The sequence below is a fragment of the Paraburkholderia sp. BR14312 genome (genome assembly GCF_040948675.1).
In the GTDB taxonomy this organism is placed as follows: domain Bacteria; phylum Pseudomonadota; class Gammaproteobacteria; order Burkholderiales; family Burkholderiaceae; genus Paraburkholderia; species Paraburkholderia nodosa_A.
Window position 1 is genome coordinate 835,321 of the sequence record NZ_JBFPKI010000001.1, and the last position, 17,961, is coordinate 853,281.

19 protein-coding genes and 2 tRNA genes are annotated in these 17,961 nt (G+C 62.4%); 10 read left to right on the forward strand and 11 right to left on the reverse strand.

Going from position 1 to position 17,961, the window contains the following annotated elements; genetic code table 11:
• Positions 1 to 229: 229 nt before the first annotated feature.
• The 4 genes from AB3X98_RS03715 to AB3X98_RS03730 form a co-directional block, all read right to left on the reverse strand.
• Entirely contained in the window at positions 230 to 994 is a 765-nt protein-coding gene (locus tag AB3X98_RS03715; RefSeq protein ID WP_342949766.1) for an inositol monophosphatase family protein, read from the reverse strand.
• Between the two features lie 409 nt (positions 995 to 1,403).
• A complete protein-coding gene (locus tag AB3X98_RS03720; RefSeq protein WP_069263092.1) occupies positions 1,404 to 1,655 on the reverse strand; it encodes a hypothetical protein in 252 nt (83 codons plus the stop codon).
• 283 nt (positions 1,656 to 1,938) lie between these two features.
• The gene (locus tag AB3X98_RS03725) at positions 1,939 to 2,112 is read right to left on the reverse strand and encodes a hypothetical protein (protein ID WP_368602750.1); all 174 of its coding nucleotides are present in this window, start codon (positions 2,110 to 2,112) and stop codon (positions 1,939 to 1,941) included.
• 63 nt (positions 2,113 to 2,175) lie between these two features.
• A complete protein-coding gene (locus tag AB3X98_RS03730) occupies positions 2,176 to 2,373 on the reverse strand; it encodes a hypothetical protein (RefSeq protein WP_069263094.1) in 198 nt (65 codons plus the stop codon).
• Between the two features lie 388 nt (positions 2,374 to 2,761).
• Here AB3X98_RS03730 and AB3X98_RS03735 point away from each other — a divergent pair, with 388 nt between their 5' ends.
• Together AB3X98_RS03735 and AB3X98_RS03740 are read left to right on the forward strand one after the other, a co-directional pair.
• Entirely contained in the window at positions 2,762 to 3,016 is a 255-nt protein-coding gene (locus tag AB3X98_RS03735; RefSeq protein ID WP_368602749.1) for a DUF6723 family protein, read from the forward strand.
• 315 nt (positions 3,017 to 3,331) lie between these two features.
• The gene (locus AB3X98_RS03740) at positions 3,332 to 3,817 is read left to right on the forward strand and encodes a GNAT family N-acetyltransferase (protein WP_368602748.1); all 486 of its coding nucleotides are present in this window, start codon (positions 3,332 to 3,334) and stop codon (positions 3,815 to 3,817) included.
• Between the two features lie 70 nt (positions 3,818 to 3,887).
• Here the strand turns inward: AB3X98_RS03740 and AB3X98_RS03745 are convergent, their stop codons facing one another.
• Positions 3,888 to 4,418: a hemerythrin domain-containing protein gene (locus tag AB3X98_RS03745; RefSeq protein WP_368602747.1), complete on the reverse strand. Its 531-nt coding sequence runs from the start codon at positions 4,416 to 4,418 to the stop codon at positions 3,888 to 3,890.
• 163 nt (positions 4,419 to 4,581) lie between these two features.
• Between AB3X98_RS03745 and AB3X98_RS03750 the strand changes: the two genes are divergently transcribed.
• Positions 4,582 to 5,124, forward strand: a complete 543-nt coding sequence (locus tag AB3X98_RS03750; protein ID WP_368602746.1) for a DUF4142 domain-containing protein — start codon at positions 4,582 to 4,584, stop codon at positions 5,122 to 5,124.
• A 137-nt stretch (positions 5,125 to 5,261) separates the two neighbouring features.
• On the opposite strand, the gene AB3X98_RS03755 is transcribed toward AB3X98_RS03750, so the two are convergent.
• On the reverse strand, positions 5,262 to 5,573 hold the full coding sequence (locus AB3X98_RS03755; RefSeq protein WP_069263099.1) for a phasin family protein: 312 nt from the start codon (positions 5,571 to 5,573) through the stop codon (positions 5,262 to 5,264).
• A 351-nt stretch (positions 5,574 to 5,924) separates the two neighbouring features.
• Here AB3X98_RS03755 and AB3X98_RS03760 point away from each other — a divergent pair, with 351 nt between their 5' ends.
• A complete protein-coding gene (locus tag AB3X98_RS03760) occupies positions 5,925 to 7,163 on the forward strand; it encodes a DNA topoisomerase IB (protein ID WP_368602831.1) in 1,239 nt (412 codons plus the stop codon).
• 9 nt (positions 7,164 to 7,172) lie between these two features.
• On the opposite strand, the gene AB3X98_RS03765 is transcribed toward AB3X98_RS03760, so the two are convergent.
• Positions 7,173 to 7,838, reverse strand: coding sequence for a UdgX family uracil-DNA binding protein (locus tag AB3X98_RS03765; RefSeq protein ID WP_368602744.1), 666 nt, complete (start codon positions 7,836 to 7,838; stop codon positions 7,173 to 7,175).
• A gap of 350 nt (positions 7,839 to 8,188) precedes the next feature.
• Here AB3X98_RS03765 and AB3X98_RS03770 point away from each other — a divergent pair, with 350 nt between their 5' ends.
• Positions 8,189 to 8,698 (forward strand): CinA family protein, encoded by a 510-nt coding sequence (locus AB3X98_RS03770; protein WP_368602743.1) that lies wholly within the window; start codon positions 8,189 to 8,191, stop codon positions 8,696 to 8,698.
• Here the strand turns inward: AB3X98_RS03770 and AB3X98_RS03775 are convergent.
• The 3 genes from AB3X98_RS03775 to AB3X98_RS03785 form a co-directional block, all read right to left on the reverse strand.
• Entirely contained in the window at positions 8,683 to 9,597 is a 915-nt protein-coding gene (locus AB3X98_RS03775) for a DUF72 domain-containing protein (RefSeq protein ID WP_368602742.1), read from the reverse strand. The genes AB3X98_RS03770 and AB3X98_RS03775 overlap by 16 nt on opposite strands.
• A gap of 203 nt (positions 9,598 to 9,800) precedes the next feature.
• A complete protein-coding gene (locus AB3X98_RS03780; RefSeq protein ID WP_368602741.1) occupies positions 9,801 to 11,468 on the reverse strand; it encodes an ATP-dependent DNA ligase in 1,668 nt (555 codons plus the stop codon).
• Positions 11,465 to 12,511, reverse strand: a complete 1,047-nt coding sequence (locus AB3X98_RS03785; RefSeq protein ID WP_368602740.1) for a ligase-associated DNA damage response exonuclease — start codon at positions 12,509 to 12,511, stop codon at positions 11,465 to 11,467. The genes AB3X98_RS03780 and AB3X98_RS03785 overlap by 4 nt, the downstream gene beginning before the upstream one ends.
• Positions 12,512 to 12,938: 427 nt before the next feature.
• Between AB3X98_RS03785 and AB3X98_RS03790 the strand changes: the two genes are divergently transcribed.
• A tRNA-Leu gene (locus AB3X98_RS03790) sits at positions 12,939 to 13,023 on the forward strand.
• Positions 13,024 to 13,299: 276 nt separating this feature from the next.
• A tRNA-Ala gene (locus AB3X98_RS03795) sits at positions 13,300 to 13,375 on the forward strand.
• A 108-nt stretch (positions 13,376 to 13,483) separates the two neighbouring features.
• On the opposite strand, the gene AB3X98_RS03800 is transcribed toward AB3X98_RS03795, so the two are convergent.
• Positions 13,484 to 13,984, reverse strand: coding sequence for an Lrp/AsnC family transcriptional regulator (locus AB3X98_RS03800; RefSeq protein WP_342949775.1), 501 nt, complete (start codon positions 13,982 to 13,984; stop codon positions 13,484 to 13,486).
• 195 nt (positions 13,985 to 14,179) lie between these two features.
• Here AB3X98_RS03800 and AB3X98_RS03805 point away from each other — a divergent pair, with 195 nt between their 5' ends.
• From AB3X98_RS03805 to AB3X98_RS03815, 3 genes are all read left to right on the forward strand, one after another.
• Positions 14,180 to 15,196 carry a 1-aminocyclopropane-1-carboxylate deaminase gene (locus AB3X98_RS03805; protein ID WP_368602739.1) on the forward strand — a complete coding sequence of 339 codons (1,017 nt, stop codon included), beginning with the start codon at positions 14,180 to 14,182 and terminating at the stop codon, positions 15,194 to 15,196.
• A 369-nt stretch (positions 15,197 to 15,565) separates the two neighbouring features.
• The gene (locus AB3X98_RS03810; RefSeq protein ID WP_368602738.1) at positions 15,566 to 17,236 is read left to right on the forward strand and encodes an MASE1 domain-containing protein; all 1,671 of its coding nucleotides are present in this window, start codon (positions 15,566 to 15,568) and stop codon (positions 17,234 to 17,236) included.
• A 28-nt stretch (positions 17,237 to 17,264) separates the two neighbouring features.
• Complete coding sequence (locus tag AB3X98_RS03815; protein WP_342949778.1) at positions 17,265 to 17,882, forward strand: response regulator transcription factor; 618 nt, start codon at positions 17,265 to 17,267, stop codon at positions 17,880 to 17,882.
• Positions 17,883 to 17,961 lie beyond the last annotated feature (79 nt).

The window sequence follows — 17,961 nt, forward strand, 5'->3', positions numbered from 1 at the left end:
TATTGCTGGACGAGCAGGCGGCAACCTGCTTGACGCTACGTAGGTCCTCCGCGTCAGCGACTACATCGAACTGCACCCTCGTTGAGCGAATCTCGCCTTCATTGACGATCGATGCTACGCCTGCCCATTCGGTTCGATTGTCCCGCGCGTCCCCGCGATGCCGGTGGTCAACGCATGGTGTTCACTTCTCGCACGCAACCGCGGCGTGCACGTAGCGGAACCTCGAAGCCTATTGCACGAGGAATCGAAGCGCTTCGGCGTGGAGCTCCGGGGTCGCCGCTGCGATGACCGTGCCATCGAAACGTCTATCGACTGGACGACCTGACCATGTCGTCACGACGCCGCCCGCGCCCTGGACGACAGGTATCAGCGCCATGACGTCAAACATTTCCAGTTCAGCTTCCACAACAAGGTCAACGTGTCCGGAGGCTAGCAACGCGTAGCCGTAACAGTCGGTGCCGAACCGCGTGACTGAAACAGCGCGCGACAGGGTTGAAAAGGCCGTTGACGCCTTGCCCGCGAACGTTTGGGGGTCGGTTGCGCAGAGCCGCGCATCTCGCAGTTGCCTACACGCACTGACCTCGCACGGTACCCCATTGAGAACGGTGCGATTGCCGTTGCCGATCCAGCGCTCGCAGAGTACGGGGACTTCAATCATGCCGTAACGGGGACGTCGCCCTTCAAGCACTGCTACGAGTGTGCCGAACAGCGGCAGACCTGCCACGAAGCTTTTCGTCCCGTCGATGGGGTCGATCACCCAGGTTATGCCATCCCCAACGTCTCCGCCTTCCTCCTCCCCCACAATATTGTGCGAAGGATACCGAGACAGGATGCGTTCCCGAAGCTGTCGCTCAATCTCGCGGTCCGCCACCGTGACGGGCGTATCGTCGGACTTTGCGGTAACGTCGAGCTGTGTCCTGAAATACTTCAGGGAAACGGCTCGCGCCTCATCTCCGAGCAGTTCGAGAAGCGCGCAGGCGTCCGTCGGCAACATGTTCGATTCCTTTACAGCCCAGCAACGCCTGGACGCTGTCCGCCGTGCATGCCTGGCACGCGAGGACGGTGCATTGCGAAGCTCCCTGCCGGCTTGAACGCGCCTCGGGACGTCGCGCAGGAAGGTGATTCGTACGCTACTCATGTTGACGCAAGCCCGCATACTGAATGCCAGCCGTTCGTACAGTTCGCTTTCTAGCTTCGTAGTGAGACCACGGCCGCGAAGGCTGTCCGATCTTTTTCTTGAGCCGGAGATCGCGAACTAATGAACGGCATCGATAGGTGAAGTATGTGAGTCATACCGTTCACCCTAACCTCGGTGAACGTCTGCGCATATTCTGTTCCTGCCGCCGTTCATTCGGGCACCCGTGTCACAGGCGGAGACGAATATCCACGGACAGCCCGCCCCCTTACGTTTCGTATTGCTGACTATTCTGACCGGGGGGATGCCTGGTAAACCAGGTATGCCGGATGAGACGGCGGTGTCCGATTTCTACCCTGAGACCGTCGTACAAGGCGGCCAGCAATACGGCGCCGACTTTCCGTTGTTCGTCGCTGTGGATGATCGTCAGTAAGGCACGCTGCTTACGTATACGCCAGACCGCCTCGTGGATATGGCGGTCCGCAAGTATCAGGGCTTGTAGCTCAGTCTCGTCGTCCATCGCAGCTTACCCGTTGCCCCCCGTAACCGGCTGGAAGATTTTTGTTTCCCATGCCCCTCTCGTCTGGTCACGCGTGAGCGGTCATGTCGTCCCAGGTGACGCTGGAGTCCGGGCTATCTCCGCCTTGTCGACGCAGGACATTCGTCAGATCCCTGCGACGGCAGGCGCGGCTCGCGTTTTCACGCTCATCCCGATTTGAGATCCGTGGTACTTGTCTTGTCGATACATCGTTCATTCAACAAGTCGGCATCCGGTCACGTTGCCCTCGCGCCGGCGACACTCGTCATTCCCTGGCCGTTTGTTCTCGTTGCGGGTTCACGCGCCTCGCGCTTTTCGACGCTGCGTCGGCGATCACATCGACTTTGCCCTGTGCAACCTCGATCGCGGACTGCCCGGTGGTCCCGAGTGCCCCATAGAGCGCATTGGCCACGGTGATCGCCGAGCTGAGTGCTGCCACTGCTGCCTCGGAACCGGCTGGCGCATTTCGGGTGGCTTCTTCGAAGAGCGTGCCGCGCGCCGGTCACCGTTTTCGCATGATCGTTTCGAGCAGGAATTCGCCTTCATCCGTTATACGCGGACGCGGCATACCGGTGGCGAGGCTCTCGAGTGCTACGAGCTGTTGCTCGAGCAGTGTGTCGAGTTCCTCGCGGCCCATGTCGATCTGGTCCGGCGATGACTTGACCAGCATGAGCGTCGCAAATTCGTGAGGGCTCAGCACTTACGTCTCCTGGATTCTCGAACGAGCGGTCTTGCCGCCCTGATAGTTGTCCGCCGAAACGACATCTGACCGCGCACACCTCCTCGTGTGGCGTGTGATCGACCTCCGCGTGACATGCGCGAGGCGAGCTGGTAGTGCGCCAGTCGGATCGCTCTTTTTGGCCGGAAGTAGCTTGCTGGTGGCTCATAGGAGCATATGCCAGCCGACACCTGTCGAGTATCAGGGAGGCGTGTCCGTAAATGCATCCTTATGGACAACGTTTCCCTCACGGGCTGAGCGCGCGGAGCGCTCGCCCACACGACACATTTGTAAGGTCAGGTGCGCGAAATGCTGGGACACTCAGCGCATCAAGCGGGATTGTTATGACGGTATTTGGGGGAGAAAAACCATGGGTAAGCCCGATCGCGCCGAAGACGCACTTCAAATTGTGGGCTACGAGGTGGTTTGCCGACAGAGGATCAATGCGATGGGCCAATATGTCGGAGACCTAAGGATAAGGCGAAAGGCTGATGGGAAGTTGATCTACCCGTTCGACGGCTGTCTCGTTCCTGGGCCATTCGCAACTGCCGACGAAGCCCGACTCGCCGTGCGCGAACTCGCCAAAGAGTTTGTGCGGCTTGATGTCGAGCGTCCCGAGGATTGATGACGCATCGCTGGAGTGGTCGACATCCAGAGATTGTTCGGTCTCGGTCTCCCCGAGGCTCATGCAGCGAGCTTGGCCGACGGAAGCCATGAAAAAGCGGTTTCGACCAACACCGGAGCCAGCGGCTGTTCCGGGCATGAGCGATGCGGAATCGGGCCTGGGCGCGATGCCGCGTCCCCGAGCGGAAGAGAGCCCCGATGAGCACTCAGACCTCATGGAAAACACGACGCTGGGCGCTGCTGCGCTGAACGCGCGGCTAGACCTCGCGGCGCGACAACGCGAGTGCGTAATACTAGGCCCGGGAGGAAATGCGCGATGAAGGAATCGCCCGTAGTGGTCACTGTGCGACGGGAGGATCCCGCTACGCGCGACGCAGGCTTACTGCTCGACGAACTGAGCGCCATGGTCGCGCTGTACTGCGGTGATGGCGCCCAATCCCGATTCAACGAGCAGGATGCGATGACGCCGCGCGGCGCCTTTGTCATTGCCCGTACCACCGACGGCCAGGCGATAGGCTGTGGGGCCCTGCGCCGTTTCTCGTTTGAAGTGGCGGAGTTCAAGCGGATATACCGGCGCGCCGAATTCCATGGAGCCGGCGCTGCGATTCTGCGATATCTCGAAGAACTCGCCGCCGCAATGGACTTTCGCCGGGTCATCTTGCAGACACGTGAGGCGAACCGGCGCGCAATCGCCTTTTATCGGCGCCACGGTTACCAACGCATCGACCCGTACGGCGAATACACGACCATGAGCGACGCTCGATGCTTCGGCAAAGCGCTTCCAGTCAAACCGCAGCCTTGAGCGGCATCGCTTCTTCGCGGTGATCCCTCGCATTTGCGCCGTGTTTGAAGCATCGTCACCGGGCGGCATCTCAAAGCGGCATATCGAGGTGCGAGAGCATCAGTGTCTTGTCGCCGGTGCTCTTCACCCCGGCGGCCTCGAGCTTTGCATCGAGCTCGGCCTTGCGCGACGCGATACGCCGGCCCAGCGCTTCGAGGTCCAGATTACTGCGGCGCAAGAGCGGGAATAGCTCTTTCTCCTCTTCTTCGACATGGTGGCGAACCAGGTCGGCCAGCACACGGAACGTCGCGTCGAAACCAGCATGCGCGGGTGTCAGCGTGGTGAAGCGCTGGATGAGCGTTTTCACGAGGTAGTGCTCGACTCGAGCCTCGTCCACATCAAGCGCCTCTGTGGGTAGTGCTTCGCTCGCTGCGGGGTAGAGCAACTCTTCCTCAAGCATCGTATGCACGGCGAGTTGCTCGCACGCTCGCTTGGCGATCGTGAAGCGCGCATCTTCGGTGGCCTCGCCGGCACCCCGGTAGGCATCGAAAAGTTTATCGACGGCGCGGTGGTCGGCGATCAGCAGCGCGAGCGCGTCGTTGGTCTGTTTCGGTTCGTTCATGACAGGTCTCCACGGGACATGCCCGTGTTGCGCACCGCGCGTACCCAGCTCCCGGTCTCTCGATGAAGGCAGGCCGCACGCGCCGCGGCACGCACCGTGCGCGACGGCCCATGCGCGGTCCATATGGGCCCCGCGACCGTTCAACGACCCAAGGATGTCAACCATGAAACTCCTTTTCGCTATTCTCGGTTTGGCCATGGCATGCAGTCTTCCGCTCGCGGCCACAGCACAAGAATCCCAAGCGGCTTCCGCCACCGCGGCAAATCCGCTGCCGGATGTGGATCGCGATTTCGTTCAGGCGGCATCGATGTCTGGATCGACGGAAATCGACGCCGCGAAGCTCGCCATGCATAACACGAAGAACAAGGACGTGCACAAATTTGCAGAGCACATGATCGCCGATCATATGAAGCTTGCAGCGCAATTAAAGCTCGCGGCGCCGCACGGTGTCACGGTGCCGAAGGACAATTCCGATACGTCGATTCTCGATTCGTTACGGCCGCTCAAGGATGCGCAATTTGACAGTGCATACGCGCAGAAGGTGGGGGTAGAAGGCCACAAGGAAGCGGTGGCCGCGTTCCAGAAGGAAATCAGCGACGGCAAGAACGACAGCCTGAAGGCGGCGGCGCGCAAGGCGTTGCCAACCATCGAAGAACATTACCGGATGGCCCAGGCGCTGGCCCAGAAAGTCGGTACGCATTCCTGAGTGAACGGCTTTGTCCAGGGGGCAGCCGTTGCAGCAGGAAACATTGCGCCGGTGCGCGCGAGGCCTTCTGTTGACCCCGCGCAGCACCGGTTGGGAGCGGGGCGTGTGTCCCTCGCACGGGCCCCCGCCGCATGCCCTTACGAGGTGGTGCCCTCGAACGCGTTACTCCAGGCCATTAAGTCCCGGTTCAGGCGGCTTTCGATACCGCTAACGCAATCGACGATCGCGCCAAGCATGATCTCGTTGATGTGCCGCCAGTAGGCTGCAGTCTTTACTGTGCCCGCTAAAGCATAGCCTGCGTTCAAGCGCCATGCGTCAAATGGCGAACGTTCGCTAGCCGATTCGATTGCGATTGCGCGCTGCTCATCCAGGGTTGTACTGAACGCATGGCTATTCAGTTCTGCGATGCGGCCAGCGGTCTCAACACACAGGCGTGCCAGCTCGTTCATTTCCGTGCCCAGGGACGTAACTCGTTCAGGCGCGTTGCCTGGGCCTGCGTCGGGTAGTGCGATCGGTGGTTCAATCATCATCGGCTCCGATTTGAGGTTTGACCGGGCAGATAGGGTTCCGCGGTCTTGCTGCATCGCCGCATTGCTTGTTCCCGATTCGGCCGGTGGTTCGCACCGAAGGGCGGCACGCACGGCTGCGCGCTGCCTCGGCGCAGAATTACGCTCCGGCGTTGGCGGCACGGCTATTGCTCCTCGTGCCCAAACAAGGCAATCCGACCGAGGCAAGCCGTGGCAAAGAATCACGCAAATTCAGGAAAGCCGGGCCGCAAAAGTACTGCGCGCGCGAGCGGCATATCGCCGACTGACCTCGGGCCTTGCGGCCTGCGCTATGTCGATGACTCGCATCGCGGGTACACGCGCGAGCGGATCGACGGAGCGTTCGTCTACTTCGATACGCGAGGCAAGCGCATCAAGGACGCTGCCGAGATTCGCCGTATCAACGCATTGGCGGTTCCGCCTGCCTATACCGATGTGTGGATCTGCCCGGATGGGCGTGGCCACTTGCAGGCGACGGGCCGTGACGCGCGGGGTCGCAAGCAGTACCGCTATCACCCGCATTGGCGTGAAACACGGGACGCGACCAAGTACGAGCGCTTGCTGGGGTTCGGCACCGCGCTGCCGAAACTGCGCGCCCGGCTGGCGCGCGATCTCGCGCTCGACGGCATGCCGCGAAACAAAGTGCTGGCGACCGTCGTGCGCCTGCTCGATAGCACACTGATTCGCGTGGGCAGCGAGGAGTACGCGCGGGAGAACCGCTCGTACGGCCTGACCACGATGCGCAAGCGGCATCTGGAAGTGTCGTCTGACCGGCTGCGCTTCCGGTTTCGCGGCAAGAGCGGCATCGAGCACGACGTCGCGGTCAGCGACGCACGGGTTGCGCGCATCGTCAGGCGCTGTATGGAACTGCCGGGCCAGGACCTCTTTCAGTATCTCGATGCCGATGGCGCGCGGTATTCTGTCACCTCCTCGGACATCAACGACTATTTGCATGAGGTCACCGGCGCCGATTTCACCGCAAAAGACTACCGCACGTGGGCGGGCAGCGTGTTTGCGCTTGCGGCGCTGCGCAAGCTGGAGTGGCAAACGGCGACGCAGGCGCGCAAGCACGTCGCCGACACCGTCAAGCAGATCTCCCAGGTGCTGCGCAATACGCCGGCGGTTTGCCGCAAGTGCTATATCCATCCGGCCGTGATCGAAGCATTCGAGGCGGGCGCCCTCGCGCAGGCGCTACCCGCAGTGCGCCTGCGCGGACTGAAGGCAGACGAGGCGGCGCTCATCGTCTTTCTGAAGCGCGACGCGAAGCGGCGGACGCGTGAGATGTCGCGCCGCGATCGCGCTGGCGAGTCAAGCGACGCGAGCCTCGTCCGCCTGCTCGCGCAAACGAGCCGTAAAGTACGCGCGAAGGGGGCGAAGGACCGCGCTAATGGCGGCGCGACAAAGACACAGAAACCGGAAACGAGCAAGACAGCGTCGCGGCACGTGCGCTCTGCCGCCTCGACTCGATTCGCGCGTGCCGACACCGTTGCATGACGCGGCTCGTCAACGTTTGCCAGCAAGCGCGTGTGCGAGACGCAGTGCCTCGACGATCTGCGCGCGCGCTTTGTCGCGCGCCTCGACGTTCGGCGCCCGTAGCGCGTACGAAGGGTGCCAGGTTGCCACGATGACGAGATCGCCGATGCGACCCGCGTGTTCCATGTAGGCCTTCAGCCGCGCGTTCGGGTCGCGCAAAATCGCGCGCAAGGCGGTTGCGCCGAGCGCGACCACGACCTTCGGCCTGATTTGCGCAAGTTCCCGTTCGAGCCAGTATGCGCAGGCTTCCACCTCGCGCTGGGCAGGCGTCTTGTGCAGGCGGCGCTTGCCGCGCAGTTCCCATTTGAAGTGCTTAACCGCATTGGTCACATAGACGGCCTTCCGTTCGATGCCCGCCTCTGCGAGCGCGGTGTCGAGCAGCGCGCCTGCCGGGCCGACGAACGGCAGACCCGCGCGGTCCTCGCTGTCGCCGGGTTGCTCGCCGACGAGCATCAGCGTGGCGCGGGCGTTGCCCGCGCCCGGCACCCCGTGGGTGGCGTCTTTCCACAACGTGCAGCGCCGGCATGCTTCCAGCGAATCGGGTTCCTGATGAGGATCGGCCTGCGGGGTAACGGTGCGGCGCGCGGGGTGCGATTCGTCGCGATCCCGATGGCCGTGCGGTGTGCGCGATGTCACTGCGTTGCCTCGCGCACGGCGAGAGCGCTGACTGGAACGAAACGCGGACTGGCCAGTTTCATCGTTGCTCCCCAAACGGTGGGCGACGCGCGCGACAACGCGAATCGCTATTGCGGTCCAGGAGGATGCGCAACTGGCGTACCGCGCGGGCGGCAGCCAGGGCACGCTCCTTGCGCCCACAGGACAGCACCCGAGCGAACGAAGGCGAGGGAGCAAAAAGCGCGGCTCAAAAATCCGAAGGGAGTTTGATGATCCGGCGATTCCATACAGCGACGCGCCATAAGCGGACGTTGCCCGTGAGCGCCGTCGTTCCGGAATGAGCGATGTGCAGGAAAACGTGGAGACATGCGATGGGTATCGAACAGCACGTCGTCTCATTTCTGACCTCCGTGGGGCGCAAACTCGCCACCGCGGAGTCATGCACGGGCGGACTGATGGCCGCCACGCTGGCTGCCGTGCCGGGAAGCGGTGGGTGCCTGGACGTCGGGTTCGTCGCGTATTCGCCCACGGGAAAGGCCGGTTTCCTCGGCGTGCGCGAAGAGACGATGGAGCGTTACGGGCTCACGAGCGAAGAGGTCGCGCGCGAAATGGCCGAAGGAGCGCTGGCGGCGGATGGGTGCAGCGCGGATGTAGCCGTCTCCAATACCGGGGTTGCCGACGCGGTCTGCGACGGCAATGGGCCGCCGGCCGGCACCCAGTGCTTCGGCTGGTCCTGGCGTCTTGAAGATGGGCGATGCGTGACCTTCACCGAAACCGAGCGCTTTGTGGGATCGCGCAACGAGATTCGCGCCGCGGCCGCTCAATACGCGTTCTCGCGTATTGAGCATTACTTCAACCAGCTTCCTCAGCAATCCGTATAGTCGCGACGTGGCGGCGTTTCTTGCGCGCAACCAAACCGGGTCATCAGCCGGCGAGCGTCGAAAGGGGCTTCGGTCTTCTGATCGTTGTCGAAATAGCAGTACACGTCGCGCGGCTTGCGCTCAGATGCACCGAGTTCCGGAGCGATGAGTCGCGCGTGCGCGGCGGATTTCCCCTCGCTCCATGCTCTGAAGCGGGCTTCCCATTTGTCCAGCGACGCGTCGCTGTAGGCGCCCGCATATCTTCCGGTCGAGCCATGCAGCCGCGCGTAGGTGAAGTCGGCCGTGGCGTCCTCGGCATACGGCCACGGCTCGGTGGAGTCGGACACCACGAGCGCGACCCGATAGCGTCGTAGCAGATCCACGAACGCAGGGACAACGAAACTCGCATGACGGATTTCGATGGCGTGGCGCATGGTCCGGTTCTGGTCGATGGTGAGCCACGGAGCCTTCACCCGCGCGTCGTGGCGCCTCGCCAGACGCAGTGCGGCTTCCGTGTCGGGCGGCAGCAGTGCGAGGAAGCGTTCGAGGCGCTCGACATGGAAGGTGTAATTTGGCGGGAACTGCCAGAGTAAAGGCCCCAACTTGTCGTTCAGTGCGAGCAACCCTTGCGCAAAGAAGTTCGCGCAGGCAACGGTTGCTGTTTCGTCGCGGAAGCGCAGCATGTGTGTGAGGTAGCGCGCGCCCTTGATGCTGAAGACGAAACCTTCCGGCGTTTCGTCGCGCCAGTGCTCGAACGATGCCGGCGATTGCAGACTGTAGTGCGTGCCGTTAATTTCGATGGTCTGCACGGCGCGCGACGCGAAGTCGAGCTCGCGCTTTTGCGGCCAGCCGGGCGGATAGAACGTGCCGCGCCAACCATCATAGCGCCAGCCGGAAATGCCGATCCGCACTTTGCCCATGATGGTTTCCTCTTCGATCTTGCGAACGGGAGCGCTGCCGCGGTTCATTCCAGTCGGGTGTTTGCTGACACTCAGCACAGCCTGTTCCCGCGCACCCCACGAAGACCTGACAGGTACGAGTCATGCGTAATGGCGGCCGCGGCGTCGTCACAACGAAAGCGGCTCGCTCTCTCGCAACACTCAGGCGCCAGGTGCGAACGCGCTCATGTCTGTGCCTCGCTCAAGAAGCCCTTGAGCATGCCGAGCGTATCCGCGTCCTCGACTGACTTGTCGGTGCGCCAACGCAGCATCCGGGGAAAGCGCACTGCGATGCCCGACTTATGCCGCGAGCTTGCCTGAATTCCTTCGAAGCCGATCTCGAACACCAGGGTTGGTGTGACGCCGTGCACCGGTCCGAACTTCTCAATTGTCGTCTTGCGCACGATTGCATCGACTTTGCGGATTTCTTCGTCGGTGAGTCCTGAGTACGCCTTGGCGAACGGCACCAGCGTGCGCACGCCGTCTGCTTCGTCCCAGACCGCAAACGTGTAGTCCGTGAAGAGGCTCGCCCGCCGGCCGTGACCACGTTGGGCGTACAGCAGCACGGCGTCGATCGAAAACGGCTCGATCTTCCATTTCCACCACGTACCCGATGCCTTGGTACGTCCGACGCCGTACATCGATGTCCGCTGTTTCAGCATCAACCCTTCGACGCTGCGCGCGCGGCTCTCCTCGCGCAATTGCCGGATCGCGTTCCAGTCTTCGGCGGCCACGACCGGCGATACGCGCAGCAATTCGGTCGCGGGCGATTGCGACAACGACTGGACAAGCGCGTCGAGTCGCGCGCGTCGTATTTCGAGCGGTTGCGTGCGCAGATCGCGACCCTCGGCTTCGAGCAGGTCGTATGCGACCATCGCGGCGGGCGACTCGCTGAGCACCTTTCTGGTCAGCGACTTGCGCGTGATACGCGGCTGCAGACGCGCGAATGGCAATGGTGCACTCGCCCCCGGTTCCCACGCGAGAATTTCCCCGTCTATGACCGAGCCGTTCGGCAACGCAGCAGCCATCGCCTCCAGCTCCGGAAAACGTTCGGTTACGAGGTCTTCGCCCCGCGACCAGATCCAGACGCGTCCTGCGCGTTTGACGAGTTGTGCGCGAATGCCGTCCCATTTCCATTCGAAGATCCAGTCCGCGGTCGGGCCGAGCGTTGTGGGGTCGGCCTGCAACGGATGCGCGAGAAAGAACGGATAGGGCAAGCCGATGTCGGTGGCTTGCGGCGTGTCGGTGTCGTCGCCATCGGCCGAAGCGGTGATTAGCCGGAGATACCCGGCGGCTGTCGGTGTCTTGTGCGAATGCGTCCAACCGACGAAGCGCTGCGCGATGCGTTTGTGGTCGACGCCCGCGACCTGCGCGAGCGCGCGCACGACGAGCTGCCGTGAGACGCCGACGCGAAAACCGCCGCCGATGAGCTTGGTGAGCAAAAACCGCTCGCTCCAGTTCAGTTCGTCCCAGTAGGCGGTCAAACGCTCGCGTACGGCGTCCGGCTCGCTGCCTCGCAACGTCAGCAGGCGCTGCCCGACCCATTGCGCCAGACCCAGTTCCGATTCACGCGACGCTGGCGGCAGCACGTGCGCGATCGTCTCTGCGAGGTCGCCGACTGCCTGATATGACTCGTCGAACAGCCATTGCGGCAGGCCGGCGCAATCGCGTGCGCATTCGATCAGCATTCGCGTAGGCACCGACTGGCGAGGCTTGCCCCCTGCGAGGAAATACGCCGCCCACGCCGCGTCTTCAGGTTCGGCGCCGGAAAAATAGGCAACCAATGCTTCGAGCTTGTCGTTGGTGGACGTCGTCGCGTCGAGCGCTGCGTAGAGTGCCGCAAACCGTTTCATTTCGGCGCGTCCTCCGTCGTGGCGGCATCGGCGTCTGCCTCGATCGCGTCGCCGCCATATTCGGTTGCGAAGGTGCCGGCATCGAATCCATGTTCGAGAAGCCATCGCACCATCGGCTCGATGTAACCGTGCGTGACGATCACGCGCTCAGCGCCAGTTGCTTTGATGGCATCGTTGAGACCGGGCCAGTCCGCATGATCCGACAAGACGAATCCCCGGTCGACTCCGCGCCTGCGTCTCGCACCGCGCAAACGCATCCAGCCAGATGCCAATGCGTCGCGATGCTCGCCGAAACGCCGTGTCCACGCGCTGCCTTTCGCGGAGGGCGGCGCAATGATCAGCGCGTTTCTGAATGCGGCCTTGTCGTGCATCGGGATTTCGCCGACGCGTCGCGTCGCGGGCAAGTCGACTGCCGCATCACGATAGATTCGATTCAACGTTTCGACGGCGCCGTGGCAGAAGATCGGGCCGATGCCAGGGTCCACGCCGGCGAGCACACGCTGCCCTTTGCCGAAGGAATAGCAAAACAGCACTGACGCCAGCCCTTGGGCCGCGTTATGCCGCCACCAGGCGTTGATGCCGTCGAATACGGCATGCGACGGTTCCCACCGGTAGACAGGCAAGCCGAAAGTCGATTCCGTGATGAACGTGTCGCACCGGACCGGTTCGAACGGCGTGCATGTCGGGTCCGGTTCGATCTTGTAGTCGCCCGATGCGACCCATACACGCCCGGCATGCTCGAGCCGCACCTGGGCCGAGCCGAGCACGTGTCCTGCCGGATGCAGTGACACGCGCACGCCATTGACTTCGATCTGTTCGCCGTACGGCAAACCCTGCACTGCGATACCTGGCAATCGGGTCTGCAGTACGCCGAGTCCCGCTTGTGCCGTCAGGTAGTGGCGATGACCAACGCGTCCATGGTCAGCGTGCGCATGAGTAATGATCGCCCGTTCGACCGGCTGCCATGGATCGATGTAAAACGCCCCCGGCGGGCAGTACAGTCCCTCAGGAAGGGCAATGATCAAATCGGAGGAGGTATTCATGTCGTTGGGCTCGTCGCTCGCGACGATCGTGGAGCCTATGAGTGGGTTCACAAAGCTGGAGCCAGACATGTTCCCGGATCACTGCAGAATGCCGGCGCGGGCGCCACGCAGGGCGAACTGTTGCCGGCACGCGCGATGCGCTCAAGGCGATATTAACTGCGGAGATAGTCATGAGCGAGCAAAGAAACGCTGGAGAATGCGGCCAACCGGCGCTGCTGGAGTGCGGCGGGGTCGAATCACCGGGCGTGGGACTCGACGCACGCCTGAATTGACTTCAACGCCGGAGTTTTAAGCGTTGGCGCGGGGCTTCAAAAAATCTTCGCGCGGGGCCTTCAAAAATGCGCGGCGAGTCGATACAATGGCGACCCTTCGAGCCCACGAGGCGAGAAGAGACGGGATCTTTACGCGTCCCGAGTTGTATTGGATTGCCGACGTGGTGAAATTGGTAGACACGCTATCTTGAGGGGGTAGTGGCGAAAGCTGTGCGAGTTCGAGTCTCGCCGTCGGCACCAAAACTGAATCGAGTATCGTGCGCGGGACCTGCGTGGTGATACTGGAACGAATTGCATTCGCGCGCTTCTGCTGCGAATGGCCCAAGAGAGCCGGCTGATAAGCCGGCTTTTTATTTTGCGGGCAATCATAAGGACTCCAGCATAGTTCCAGGCGAGCGCGCGGGAGTGCTTGCGAGGATGCGTGCGCCGCGTATATAATCGCCGCTCTTCGAGCAGGTCCGCAAGCTGACCTGTTCGATTCTGCGTCATCCCACTGGCGCAGAAGCCGTTCTGCATGGGGGTATAGCTCAGCTGGGAGAGCGCTTGCATGGCATGCAAGAGGTCAGCGGTTCGATCCCGCTTACCTCCACCAACAGAACGCGTGGCCTTCGAGCACGTTGCTTCATCATCCTGATTCACTTCCCCGCATCGCATCGAAATTCGCGCAGCCATTTTCAATGGATTGCATTCGCGCGCACTGTCACAGCGGTAACGCATGCGTCGACAGAATCTCCTTGAGCACCATGAAGCTGCGAACCTGCCGCACGCCCGGCAAGTACAACAACTGCTCCGCATGCAGCTGGTTGAAGCTTTCGTTGTCGCGCGTGCGCACCAGCATGAAGTAATCGAACTCGCCGGTCACGACGTGGCATTCCACACAGCCTGAAACCTTCTGGGCCGCTTTCTCGAATGCGGCGAACGCCTCGGGCGTCGAGCGGTCGAGCACGAAGCCGATCACGACCAGCATGCCTGCGCCGAGCGCCTTCGGATCGAGCAGCGCGACGATTCCGCGTATCAGCCCTAACTCCTTGAGCCGTTCCACACGCCGCAGGCACGCGGGCGCACTGAGCTTCACCCTGGCCGCGAGGCTGACATTGGAAATCGATGCGTCCTGCTGCAAATGCCTGAGGATCGCGCGATCGATGCGATCCAATGCAGGCGGCTCATTCGGCGTAGCGGGAGAGTGTCTGGTTAATTTCATTGCGTCGTTTAACCGTTTTGCACATTAAAAGTTTTTCGAAGTCAAAACGAATGCTTTAAACGTAGGCCGTCGATATTTTTTTAGCAAGCTCATTTCGCGGCATCGCGCCTAACATTTCTCCATCGGATTGCGCGTTCCAGGCGCGTACCGACCGTTGACCACGCCCCGCATGAGCCGACCTCCCGGAGATATTCGATGAACCTCCAGCGTTTTCCCCGTTATCCACTCACTTTCGGACCCACGCCCATCCAGCCGCTCAAGCGCCTGAGCCAGCACCTCGGCGGCAAGGTCGAGCTCTACGCGAAGCGCGAGGACTGCAACAGCGGACTCGCGTTCGGCGGCAACAAGACGCGCAAGCTCGAGTACCTGATTCCCGACGCGCTCGCTCAAGGTTGCGACACGCTAGTCTCGATCGGCGGCATCCAGTCGAACCAGACGCGTCAGGTTGCAGCCGTCGCTGCGCATCTCGGCATGAAGTGCGTGCTGGTCCAGGAGAACTGGGTCAACTATTCCGATGCCGTCTACGACCGCGTAGGCAACATCCAGATGTCACGCATGATGGGCGCGGACGTGCGGCTCGTGCCAGACGGTTTCGACATCGGCATTCGACCGAGTTGGGAGGAGGCGCTAGAGAGCGTGCGCGCGGCGGGTGGCAAACCGTATGCGATACCGGCGGGCTGCTCGGAGCATCCGCTCGGCGGCCTCGGTTTCGTGGGCTTTGCCGAGGAGGTGCGGGCGCAGGAGGCGCAATTGGGCTTCAAGTTCGACTACATCGTCGTGTGCTCGGTGACGGGCAGCACGCAGGCGGGCATGGTGGTCGGCTTCGCGGCGGACGGCCGGGCGGACCGCGTGATCGGCATCGACGCTTCGGCTACGCCGGAGAAGACCCACGCGCAAATCACGCGCATCGCACGTCATACCGCCGGGCTCGTCGATCTCAACCGCGATATCAGCGACAAGGACGTGATTCTCGACACACGTTACGGCGGCCCTGAGTACGGGCTGCCGAACGAAGGCACGCTGGAGGCGATTCGTTTGTGCGCGCGGTTGGAGGGCGTGCTGACCGACCCCGTGTACGAGGGCAAGTCGATGCACGGCATGATCGACAAAGTGCGCCGTGGCGAATTCGAGCCGGGGTCGAAGGTGCTGTACGCGCATCTGGGCGGCGTGCCGGCTTTGAGCGCTTACAGCTTTATTTTCCGCGACGGCTGAGTTCAAACGCGGTTCGCTGGCGCGCGAGGCGGACGCCACGGTCTTTGACTTTGATCACGGTGTGCATCCGACCAGCACCAACGAGCGAAGAACCTGACGTTGTTGAAAGGCGTTACGACATGAGGCCGTAAACGGTTCGATGTTTGCGGCGTTGGCGACCGTCAGCGAAATGACGCCGTAACGTGAAGCGCTTCACGCATAAGGCGTGCTGTGTAGTGTTTGATTAACGCGGTGGGTGCCACCACAATCATAAAGTCAGGTCGGGAACAAGCGCCGAGTGACTCACGGACTGACGGGCGGCTCCCTCCGCGTTTGCCCCCGGGGGGCACGTAGCGTATCCGCACTCCGGCTTCCGGATTGGAAGCGAAAATGGCTACCGTTCGGGACACTTCCAGATTCAGCCTTTTCCTGCACACCGGAATGGTCGCCCTGGCGTATTTCGCCGGTGCAAAGCTAGGCCTTTCCTATGCGGTAGTGGGCGGCGCAATCTCACTCGTATGGCCTTCCAGCGGCATCGCACTCGTTGCGCTGCTCGCACTCGGCATCGAAGTCGCCCCGGGTATTGCCGTCGGGTCCTTCCTCGCCAACGTGTCGAGCGGCGTGCCTGCTGCCGTGGCCGCGGCGATAAGCATCGGCTCCATGGCTGGACCGTTGACGGCAGCGCTATTGCTCAACCGCGCGACACGATTCCGGATCACCCTTGCGCGCATCAACGATGTATTGGCCTTCATCGCCCTCGCTGCGGTGGCGAGTACGGGGGTCAGTGCGCTGATCGGCACGACCGCCCTGCTGGGAGGGGGACTCGTGCCTGCCGCCCGGTACGCCGCAGCCTTTCTGAAATGGTGGCTCGGCGACATGATGGGGGTTCTCGTCGTGGCGCCGGCCCTGTTCAGCCTCCTCACGTATTCAAACCCTGTGCGATCCGCACAGCGGATCATGGAAGCGTGCGGACTGATTGCTGCGACCTTTTGGGTGAGCTACCTCATCTTCGGTGCCCCGCAACTTGCCGGACACGGCTACTACCCGGCAGCGCTCGCGATCTTTCCATTCATTATCTGGGCGGCGCTGCGCTTCGATCGCGTTGGCGCGAGCATCGTCACGCTAGTGGTCTCGGTCGTGGCTATCTGGGGCACTACCCACGGTACGGGGCCCTTTGCCGCCGAATCTCCTGTGGACAGCCTGGTGAGGTGGTGCGCCTTCGCGAACGTCGTGGCGGTGACGGGACTGTTGCTGGCGGCGGCACGCGCTCAGGAACAGGGCGCCCATGATCTGCTGCAGGCGGCCCACATCGAACTCGAGCGACGCGTGGTGGAGCGCACCGAAGACCTCGCGAAGGCGAACAACGAGCTAAAAGATGAGATGCAGCGACGCCGTTTGCTGGAGGGCGAGCTGATCCGGATCGGCGATCAGCAGCAGAGACTCATCGGCCAGGAACTGCACGACGGACTTGGGCAACACCTGACCAGCCTGGGACTGTACTGCGCGGCGTTGAATCAGAAACTGCAGACCCAGGGCCACCCGGCCGCCGCTGACGCCGCTACCGTCGTCGGCCTCGTGAAGCAGGCGTCCCTGATGACCCGCAGGATCGCCCACGGCCTCGATCCGGTCGCGATGGAATACGGCGGACTTGCGGACGCACTGCAAGCGCTGGCGGAGACGGCTGGCGCGCTCGATGGCGTAGATTGCAAGCTGCGGATCGCGCCGGATGTGGACTTGCTGGACCCGCTGCTGCAGATCAACCTGTACCGAGCCGCACAGGAAGCCGTCAACAACGCGCTGAAATATTGTCGTGGCCACCGCATCTGGATCGACCTCGAGCGGGCGGGCGGTCTGCAGACGCTCTCGATCAGCGACGATGGGGTAGGCATCGGCCCTGAGGAAATGGAGCGTGCCGCGGGTCTTGGACTGCACAACCTGCGCCACCGGGCGAGCCTTCTGGGCGGCTCCTGCACCGTGACCCGCAACGGCTTGGGCGGCACCACCGTCGCCATTAGCTATCCGCTACCGGAGGGTACTGGCCGTGCAGAGGAAATGCGCTAGCCCAGGCCGTGCGACTCAAATCCTGATCGTGGATGACCACCCCATCATCCGGGACGGGATGACGCTCTTGCTCAATCTGCAGGAGGATCTGCACGTCTGCGGTGCAGCGGGCAGCGCAGACGAAGCGCTCGCGGCGATGAAGTGTCTGCCCGACATGGCCATTGTGGACATCAGCCTGCAGACGGACTCCGGCCTCGAGCTGGTCAAGACGCTGCGGCACCGTTATCCGGATCTGGCAATCCTTGTCCTTAGCATGCACGACGAAAGCCTGTTTGCCGAACGCGCACTGCGGTCCGGGGCAAACGGGTATCTCATGAAACTCGAGGCCACGGAGCATGTCGTGAGCGCTATCCGCGAAGTGCTGGCGGGCAATATCTACATGAGCGCCGCCATGCACGAGAAGCTGGCGCGGGCGCTTGCCGTCCCACACAAAAAGGCCGAGAGCCAAATTGCGAACCTTTCGGAACGGGAATTCGAAGTTCTGCACCTGATCGGACTCGGCTTCAGCACCCGCGATATCGCAGAGAAGCTGAACCGGAGCGTGAAGACCATCGAAGCGCACCAGGCCAATATCAAGGAAAAGCTGAACATCCGTAGCGGCAAGGAGCTGACGCGCTTCGCCATTCAGTGGATCGAGAGCCAATAGGGCTGAGCCAGCCCGCCGAATAAGGCAATCCCCTAGCCTCTTTTAGGACAGGTGCCTGGTCCATGCACATGGAGTCGGC

What these genes read in the sequence shown, in the direction of transcription:
- AB3X98_RS03715 (WP_342949766.1), bottom strand. Translation starts at nt 994, where the DNA reads ATGTTGCCGACGGACGCCTGCGCGCTTCTCGAACTGCTCGGAGATGAG.
- AB3X98_RS03750 (WP_368602746.1), top strand. Translation starts at nt 4,582, where the DNA reads ATGAAACTCCTTTTCGCTATTCTCGGTTTGGCCATGGCATGCAGTCTT.
- AB3X98_RS03780 (WP_368602741.1), bottom strand. Translation starts at nt 11,468, where the DNA reads ATGAAACGGTTTGCGGCACTCTACGCAGCGCTCGACGCGACGACGTCC.
- AB3X98_RS03770 (WP_368602743.1), top strand. Translation starts at nt 8,189, where the DNA reads ATGGGTATCGAACAGCACGTCGTCTCATTTCTGACCTCCGTGGGGCGC.
- AB3X98_RS03810 (WP_368602738.1), top strand. Translation starts at nt 15,566, where the DNA reads ATGGCTACCGTTCGGGACACTTCCAGATTCAGCCTTTTCCTGCACACC.
- AB3X98_RS03755 (WP_069263099.1), bottom strand. Translation starts at nt 5,573, where the DNA reads ATGAACGAGCTGGCACGCCTGTGTGTTGAGACCGCTGGCCGCATCGCA.
- AB3X98_RS03805 (WP_368602739.1), top strand. Translation starts at nt 14,180, where the DNA reads ATGAACCTCCAGCGTTTTCCCCGTTATCCACTCACTTTCGGACCCACG.
- AB3X98_RS03775 (WP_368602742.1), bottom strand. Translation starts at nt 9,597, where the DNA reads ATGGGCAAAGTGCGGATCGGCATTTCCGGCTGGCGCTATGATGGTTGG.
- AB3X98_RS03745 (WP_368602747.1), bottom strand. Translation starts at nt 4,418, where the DNA reads ATGAACGAACCGAAACAGACCAACGACGCGCTCGCGCTGCTGATCGCC.
- AB3X98_RS03800 (WP_342949775.1), bottom strand. Translation starts at nt 13,984, where the DNA reads ATGAAATTAACCAGACACTCTCCCGCTACGCCGAATGAGCCGCCTGCA.
- AB3X98_RS03740 (WP_368602748.1), top strand. Translation starts at nt 3,332, where the DNA reads ATGAAGGAATCGCCCGTAGTGGTCACTGTGCGACGGGAGGATCCCGCT.
- AB3X98_RS03785 (WP_368602740.1), bottom strand. Translation starts at nt 12,511, where the DNA reads ATGAATACCTCCTCCGATTTGATCATTGCCCTTCCTGAGGGACTGTAC.
- AB3X98_RS03720 (WP_069263092.1), bottom strand. Translation starts at nt 1,655, where the DNA reads ATGGACGACGAGACTGAGCTACAAGCCCTGATACTTGCGGACCGCCAT.
- AB3X98_RS03735 (WP_368602749.1), top strand. Translation starts at nt 2,762, where the DNA reads ATGGGTAAGCCCGATCGCGCCGAAGACGCACTTCAAATTGTGGGCTAC.